Source organism: Rhizorhabdus sp. (assembly GCF_018006725.1).
GTDB lineage: Bacteria > Pseudomonadota > Alphaproteobacteria > Sphingomonadales > Sphingomonadaceae > Rhizorhabdus.
Genome location: NZ_JAGMXV010000226.1, coordinates 1 through 7336, shown reverse-complemented (window position 1 = coordinate 7336; position 7336 = coordinate 1). Strand labels below are relative to the sequence as shown.

6 protein-coding genes and 1 pseudogene are annotated in these 7336 nt (G+C 64.5%); 3 read left to right on the top strand and 4 right to left on the bottom strand.

Annotation, left to right across the window (positions count from 1 at the left end; all coding sequences use genetic code 11):
* The 3 genes and pseudogenes from KAY22_RS22015 to KAY22_RS22005 form a co-directional block, all read left to right on the top strand.
* Nucleotides 1–362: pseudogene (locus KAY22_RS22015) on the top strand (hypothetical protein); the annotation flags it as partial.
* 13 nt (nucleotides 363–375) lie between these two features.
* Nucleotides 376–3672 (top strand): DUF499 domain-containing protein, encoded by a 3297-nt coding sequence (locus KAY22_RS22010; RefSeq protein WP_296625336.1) that lies wholly within the window; start codon nucleotides 376–378, stop codon nucleotides 3670–3672.
* 117 nt (nucleotides 3673–3789) lie between these two features.
* On the top strand, nucleotides 3790–4749 hold the full coding sequence (locus KAY22_RS22005) for a LysR family transcriptional regulator (protein WP_296625335.1): 960 nt from the start codon (nucleotides 3790–3792) through the stop codon (nucleotides 4747–4749).
* Here KAY22_RS22005 and KAY22_RS22000 read toward each other — a convergent pair.
* From KAY22_RS22000 to KAY22_RS21985, 4 genes are all read right to left on the bottom strand, one after another.
* Nucleotides 4682–4921, bottom strand: coding sequence for a DUF2274 domain-containing protein (locus KAY22_RS22000; protein WP_296625334.1), 240 nt, complete (start codon nucleotides 4919–4921; stop codon nucleotides 4682–4684). The genes KAY22_RS22005 and KAY22_RS22000 overlap by 68 nt on opposite strands.
* A gap of 1 nt (nucleotide 4922) precedes the next feature.
* Nucleotides 4923–6062, bottom strand: a complete 1140-nt coding sequence (locus KAY22_RS21995; protein WP_296625338.1) for a TrbI/VirB10 family protein — start codon at nucleotides 6060–6062, stop codon at nucleotides 4923–4925.
* Nucleotides 6063–6175: 113 nt separating this feature from the next.
* Entirely contained in the window at nucleotides 6176–7219 is a 1044-nt protein-coding gene (trbG, locus tag KAY22_RS21990) for a P-type conjugative transfer protein TrbG (RefSeq protein WP_296625333.1), read from the bottom strand.
* Nucleotides 7216–7336 (bottom strand): VirB8/TrbF family protein (locus KAY22_RS21985; RefSeq protein WP_296625337.1); only part of this gene is annotated, 121 nt, incomplete at its 5' end. The genes KAY22_RS21985 and trbG, both read right to left, overlap by 4 nt.

Genomic DNA, 7336 nt, shown 5'->3' with positions numbered 1-7336 from the left:
GGTCAATTCTCAGTGGAAATTTCTGGACTTCCCGGGTCAGTTCTCAGTGGAAATCAACAGATTGGGATCCTGAAGAGGATCGCCACCTGACGGTGTGGGAGTGCCTCCAGCACCTGGTCCGGCAGCATGAGAAGGACGGCATCTCCCATGACACTGCCGTCCTGCTGAAGAAGATCAACATTCAGGCCGAGGCCGTGAAGGATCTCGCCTACTGCCTCTACGACATCAGCGCCAACAAGCGGAAAGATGCGAAGGAGGCCACGGCCTACAACGCCCTGATCGCCGACTGGACCGAGCTGACGAAGGCAGCGGCAGCCATCCACGACACGAGCGGCGATCGTCAGATCCGGCTGGATATTTGAGGGGGAACGGAACGTGGCAAAAAGCACCCGCCAATATGTGTTTGAAGGGATGGAGCTGCTGCCTTCGGCGCTGATCCCGTTCGTCGAAAAGCGGCTCGAAACCTCGCTCAAGGGGCACTGGCAAGTCCAGGTTCTGGAGAAGCTGCCGAGCCTGCGCCCCAACAGCAACGGCGAGGTCGGTTGGGACCAGGCCGCGCTGTTCAATGCGATGGATCGCTTCTGGAGCGAGGCGTTCAAGGCGGTTCTCGGCCGTGCCGAACGCTCGCTGGTCAATGAACTGGGCGATGTCCGCAACAAGCTCTCGCACAACGAGACCTTCACCTACGACGACGCCGAGCGCGCGCTCGATTCCATGCGTCGCCTTATGGAGGCGATCAGCGCCGGCGAGACGGCCGAGCAGCTCGGCAAGATGCGCGACACCATCCTGCGCACGAAGTTCACCGAGCTTCAGCGCAATGAGGAGCGGCGGAAAACCCAGCGCCTCGAAATCTCGGTCGAGACGGTGGCGGGGCTTCTGCCGTGGCGCGAGGTGGTCGAGCCGCACCAGGATGTCGCCACCGGCGAGTTCCAGCAGGCCGAGTTCGCGGCCGACCTCGCCAAGGTGCATTCGGGCAGCGCGCCACCGGAATATCGCGACCCGCGCCAGTTCTTCAGCCGCACCTATCTGACTGAAGGCTTGAGCGCGCTGCTGATCGGGGCCGCGAAGCGGCTGTCCGGCACCGGCGGCGATCCCGTCGTCGAACTGCAAACCAATTTTGGGGGCGGCAAGACGCACTCGATGCTGGCGCTCTATCATATGGCAGGGCCGACGCCGGTGCAGGACCTCTCCGGCCTCGACCAGTTGCTCGAAAAGCAGGGGCTGAGCGTGCCGAAGGCCATCAACCGCGCCGTGCTCGTCGGCACATCGCGGGGGCCGCAGGATGTGCTTCACGCCGAGGGCGACCGGAAAATCCGCACGACCTGGGGTGAACTCGCCTGGCAGCTCGGCGGCGCCGACGCTTATGCGATGGTGGCGGAGAATGACGCCAGCGGCATCGCGCCGGGCTCGAACCTCCTGGAAGCGCTTTTCAAGAAGTATGCGCCGTGTTTGATCCTGATCGACGAATGGGTCGCCTATCTGCGGCAGATCTACAAGGTCGAGGGGCTGCCCTCCGGGTCGTTCGATGCGAACCTGTCCTTCGTCCAGTCGCTGACCGAGGCGGTCAAGGCCAGCCCCGGCACGCTGCTGGTCGCTTCCTTGCCGGCCTCGCAGATCGAGGTGGGTGGTGAAGGCGGGCAGGAAGCGCTGGCGCGCCTCAAGCAGACCTTCAGCCGGGTGGAATCCTCGTGGCGGCCGGCGAGCCAGGAGGAGAGCTATGAGATCGTCCGGCGGCGGCTGTTCAAGGACATCCCCGGCGACAAGTTCCATCACCGTGACAACACGCTGAAACAGTTCGCCAAGCTCTATCGGGAGAACGCCAACGATTTCCCGCAGGGCTGCGCCGACGAGGACTATCGGCGAAAGCTGGAGAAGGCTTATCCAATCCATCCCGAGCTATTCGATCAGCTCTATACGAGCTGGGGTTCGCTCGAAAAGTTCCAGCGCACGCGCGGCGTGCTGCGCCTGATGGCGCAGGCCATTCACGAGCTTTGGATGAACGCCGATCCGTCGGTGATGATTATGCCCGGCAGCGTGGCGGTGAGTTCGCCGCGCGTGGAGCCGGAATTGCTCCACTATCTCGACGTGAGCTGGCAATCGATCATCGCCGGCGATGTCGATGGCACGGCGTCCACGCCCTATAAGGTCGATCAGTCGGCACCCAACCTGAACCGCTATTCGGCGACCCGGCGCGTGGCGCGCGCGATCTTCATGGGCACGGCGCCGACGCATCAGCAGCAGAACACCGGCCTCGACGACAAGCAGATCAATCTTGGCGTCGTGCAGCCCGGTGAGCGTCCGGCGATCTTCGGCGACGCGCTGCGGCGGCTGACCAACCAGGCCAAGTTCATGCACGCCGATCTTGGCCGTTACTGGTATTCGATGTCCGCGAGCCTCAACCGCATCGCGGCGGACAAGGCAGCGCAGATCGAGGCGTCGCTGGTCGACGTGACGATCGACGCGGAACTCGGCAAATATGTGAACGGCCTCGCCGATCGCGGGCATTTCGACGCCGTGCAGGTCGCGCCGGCCTCGTCGGCCGAAGTCCCCGATGAAGCGGGCGGGGTGCGCGCCGTCGTGCTGGGCGTCAAATATCCGCATAATGGGCGCGAGGGCTCCGATGCGCTCGTCGAGGCGAAGGACATCCTCACGCAGCGCGGCAGCACGCCGCGCGTTTATCGCAACATGCTGGTGTTCATCGCCGCAGAAAGCCGCCAGCTCGATCATCTGAAAGACGCCGTGCGCGCTTCCCTTGCCTGGGGGGAGATCGTCCGCGACACCGAGCGGCTGAACCTCACCCAGAGCGACAGCGCGCTCGCCAAGGCGAAACTGGCCGAAGCCAACGAGACGATGAAGACGCGCCTGAAAGAGGCGTGGTGCTATCTGCACTATCCGGCCCAGGAGAGCGCCCAATCGGATTGGGAGTGGGTGTCTGGCAAGATTCCGGCGCAGGACGGGTTGCTGGGGCGCGCGAGCAAGAAGCTGGTGGCTGAAGAGGGCCTGCTCGTCGAGTTGGGGCCGTCGCGTCTCGATCGCGATCTCCAGAGATACATCTGGAACGACAAGCAGCGGCTGTCGCTGAAGGATCTGCGGGAATATCTCAATCGCTATATCTATCTGCCGCGCCTGAAAGGGCAGGACGTCCTGGTCAAGGCCGTGCAAGCGGCGATCAGCGGCATGCTGCCCGGTCCCTTCGCCTATGCCGAACGGTGGGACGAGAAGACGGACACCTATCTGGGGCTCGCGATCGAACGGGCGGGCAACGCGCCGGTGGTCATCGACAGCGATAGCGTCATCATCAAACCTGATGAGGCCGAAGCGCACCGTCCGGCGCCGGTGCAACCTGGCCCTGGTGGCGCACCTGGAGGTCCTGATGGCGGCACGCCGACGCCTAGCGGGCAAGACGGGGATGGTGGGGCGGCGACACCGCAAACAGAGAAGAAGCCGACGCGCTTCACCGGCGCCGTGATGATCTCACCGGAGCGGCCTGCGCGGGACATTCATCAGGTTGTCGAGGCGATCGTGGAGCAGCTCACAACGCTGCCTGGTAGCCAAGTGCGACTGAAGCTGGAGATCGAAGCGGATGTGCCCGGAGGGCTTGATCGCGCCAAGGTGCGGACCTTGGTGGAGAATGCCAACACTCTGGGGTTTATCGAAAAGGCAGTAGAATGATGTTCGCCAACATCGAGAAGATTTATCTTATCGATAAAAACCATGTTTGTTGAAATGCAGGAAACCATGTTGGAGTAAACTGGAACGCGACAAGATCTGGAGGGAGGTGACTCCATTGTGATCGAGTTGCGTCACATCCGATACTTTGTCATAGCGTCGGAGCAGGGGAGCTTTCGGAAAGCGGCGGCACGACTGAAGATTCAGGAGTCTGCTGTAAGCCGCCGCATTCGCGATTTGGAGGATCGGCTTGGCGCATCCCTGTTCCACCGCCATCCCGGCGGGGTTTCTCTCACGGTGGCAGGAAGGCGGTTCCTAGGTCGTGTCCGCATCGCGCTCCAACAGATTGAGAATGGCGTCAACGATGTCGCCGCCATCGGCCGCTCCGAGGATGGCGTCATCAAAATCGGCATCTTCTCTTCCTTGGCCTCTGGCTTTCTGTTCGAGTTGTTGAAGGCGTTCGATGAGAAGCACCCGCGGGTCGCCGTCGAGTTGATCGAGGGCAATCCGTCCGTCCATGTGGCCGCAGTCCGCCAGCTTCAACTCGATGTGGCGTTCATTACCGGCACGGCCGAATGGCCCGATTGCGAGAGCGAACAGCTTTGGTCGGAGAGGGTATTCGCCGTCCTGCCGACGGAACACCGCATGGCGACCAAGCAGACGCTGCATTGGGACGATCTCGCCGGCGAAAACTTCATAGTCAGCGATGCGGCGCCAGGGCCGGAGATCTACGACTATCTGATCCAGCGACTGGCCGGCCTCGGCCATCATCCGAATATCCACCCGCACTATGTCGGCCGGGATGTCCTGCTGTCGATGGTAGCCATCGGGCGCGGGCTGACGCTGACCAGCGAGGCGACCACAGGGGCTCAGATTCCCGGTATCGTCTATCGACCGATCATGGGCGAGGTCTTGCCTTTCAGCGCGATCTGGTCGCGCCGGAACGACAATCCGTCCTGCCGCAGGTTTCTGAGCCTCGCCCGGATATTGTCGCGAATTGACCGGCGGGCCGTCAGCCAGGCGGACGCGGTGATGAGCCCGCCTGCTTCGCCTTCGCAAAACCTCGATCTGTCGCCATGAACCGCTCCAGCATGGGAACGATCAGGCGCATCGGATCGGTGGCCGGCTGTCCCGCCTCGCGGCCAAGAATCTCCGCGTAGGTGGTGAGATCGCGGTGAAGGTTGGCGGGCAGCTCCAGCGTGATCTTGACCGGCTTGTCATCGGCGATCGGGCCGAGTTTCAGCTTCGCCATGTCAGCCTCCGTAGGGTTCGAGCACGAGATCGCGCGTGACGATGACGCGGACGGGGAAGCCCGGTCGGATGGTGAGCGTCGGCGCGATGTTGAGCTGGCGCTGGACGATCTGCTGCCCGGTCTGGCTTATGCTGTCGGAAGCGCCGTTGCGCAGGGCGCGCACGATGTCGCTTTCCTGCCCGGATGAGCCGGCTTCGGCTCCGACGCTGAGGAGGGTCGAGAGCGCCGCGGCCTTGAACAGCTCGCCCCAGTGATAGTCGACGCCATCCTCCAGCCCCGCATAGCCTTCGGCGTCAGCGCCGGGCTGGCGTTCGAGGACGATGGAGCGGCCGTTCGGGAAGATCAGCCGGTTCCAGACCAGCAGGATGCGGCGCTGGCCGAAACCGACGCCGCTGTCATACTGGCCGATGACGCGCGTGCCCTGCGGGATCAGCAGGATGCGCCCGGTGGGGCTGTCGTAGATGTTCTCCGTCACCTGGGCGGTGATCTGGCCGGGAAGGTCGGAGCGGATGCCGGTGATGAGCGCGGCGGAAATCACCGCGCCGGCCTGAAGCACATTGGCCGATGCGGGCGCCGCGACCCGATCGGGCGAGACCGTGCGTTTGTCGGGCGGCTGGTTGAGGAAAGCGAGCTGGCGATCCTGCGCCGAGGGCGTGGCCGGCTGCGGCGCTAGGCCGAGGCTGGCGAGGTCGGTGGCGGGCGCGGCCGCAGGCGCGGTTGTTGCGGAGCTGGCGGGCCGTGTCTCCGTCGATGAGAACAGACGCGCGGTGCGCGCCGCTTCCAGCTCCTGCGCGCGGCGCTGTTCCTCCGGGCTCGGGCCAGGCGACGCTGGCGTGGTCATGCCCGGCGCGGGAATCGGCTGGCCGCCATTCTGCGCGTTGAGGATCGGGCGGCCGAGATCGCCGGGCAGCGGCGGGCCGAGTCTCGGAACGCCGCTATAGTCCTTCGGCAGACCGTTCAGGCCATCCGGTGTGCTGCGGTTGTCGGTGGAATAGAGTTCCTGTCCCTGATTGCCGGCGTTGCGGGTCTGGAGCGCATAGAGCAGCGCCCCGCCGACGCCGAGGCTGGCGACGAGTCCGAGGCCGGCCAGCACTTTGCGCGACAGGCGGGTAACGCGCGGAGGCTCGGGCCGCAGCCGCATCGGCGCGACTGGCTCGCCGGTGAGCGGCCGGTCGTCGGTCTCGTCGGCCGCGTCCGGCTGCAACGCCCCATCGGGCGTTCGGCTCTCTTCCCTTTCGGGATCGCGTTCGTCGCTCACGATGCCGGCCTCCCATCGGTGCGGGAGATACGCACGCGCTTCTGGTTCTTGTCTGCGCCAAAGCGCAACTCGGCGGCGGCGAACAGCCGGTCCACGATCATGTAGTTGCCGCGCACGCGGTAGTTTACCAGTTCGGAGGTTTTGCCCTCGGCCCCGACCACGAACAGCGGCGGCATCTCGCCCTGGCCGATGCCGCGCGGGAACTCGATGAAGACCTGCTTGCCGTCGTCGAAGGCGCGCAGCGGCCGCCAAGGCGCACGGTCGCCCGACACCTCATAGCGGAAGTTGACGCGCGACAGGTCGATGCCGTTGGCGACCGGCTGCTGCGCCTCGGCCTGCTGATTTTGGCGGCGCAAGGCAATGAGCTGATCTTGCGGATATTGCCAAGATACCGACGCCATATAGGTCGAAGGCGTCGAACGCAGTTCCATGTGATAGGTGCGGCGGTCGGTGTTGATGACGAGATTGGTCAGCAGATCGGACCGCGTCGGCTTGACGAGGATGTGAATTTGCTTGCCCGCGCCCATGCCGCTCTCGGTATCGCCGATGATCCAGCGCACCGTGTCGCCGGCGGCGACGGGTCCGGCGCCGACGAATTGCTCGCCGGGCTGGAGAGCGATGTCGGTGATCTGCCCAGGCGAGGCATAGACCTGATAGAGGGCGCCATCGACGAAGGGATAGACCTGCATCGAGTTGATGAAGCCATCGCGGACGGGCTGGACCCGCGCGGCGGCGTTGGCCTGGTTGACGCGCACGGTCGGGTCGGCGGCTTCCGGGGCAGGCTTGCCGTCCTTGCCGACCGGCTTCAACTGGCCGGGGAGCGGCAAGAGCTTCGGCAGTTCGACGACTTGCACGGGCCTGGGCGGCTCGGCCGCCTGCACGGCGGGCATGGCGTTGTCGTAGGAGATTTCCGGGGGTGGCAAGTTGGTGGCGCAGCCGGCGAGCGCAGACGTGCAGAGCAGCAGAAGCGGTAAGCCGGATTTACGGAAAGCCGGACGCCCTGCACTCCAGGGGGCGGCTTTGTGGAGTGCTGTCGTCATTGTCCAAGCTCCTTCGACCAGTTGATTGCGTTGACGTAGATTCCGAGCGGGTTCTTCTTCAGCGTGTCGGCGTCGCGCGGGGTCTGCACGGCGACGGTGAGGATGGCGGACCAGCGT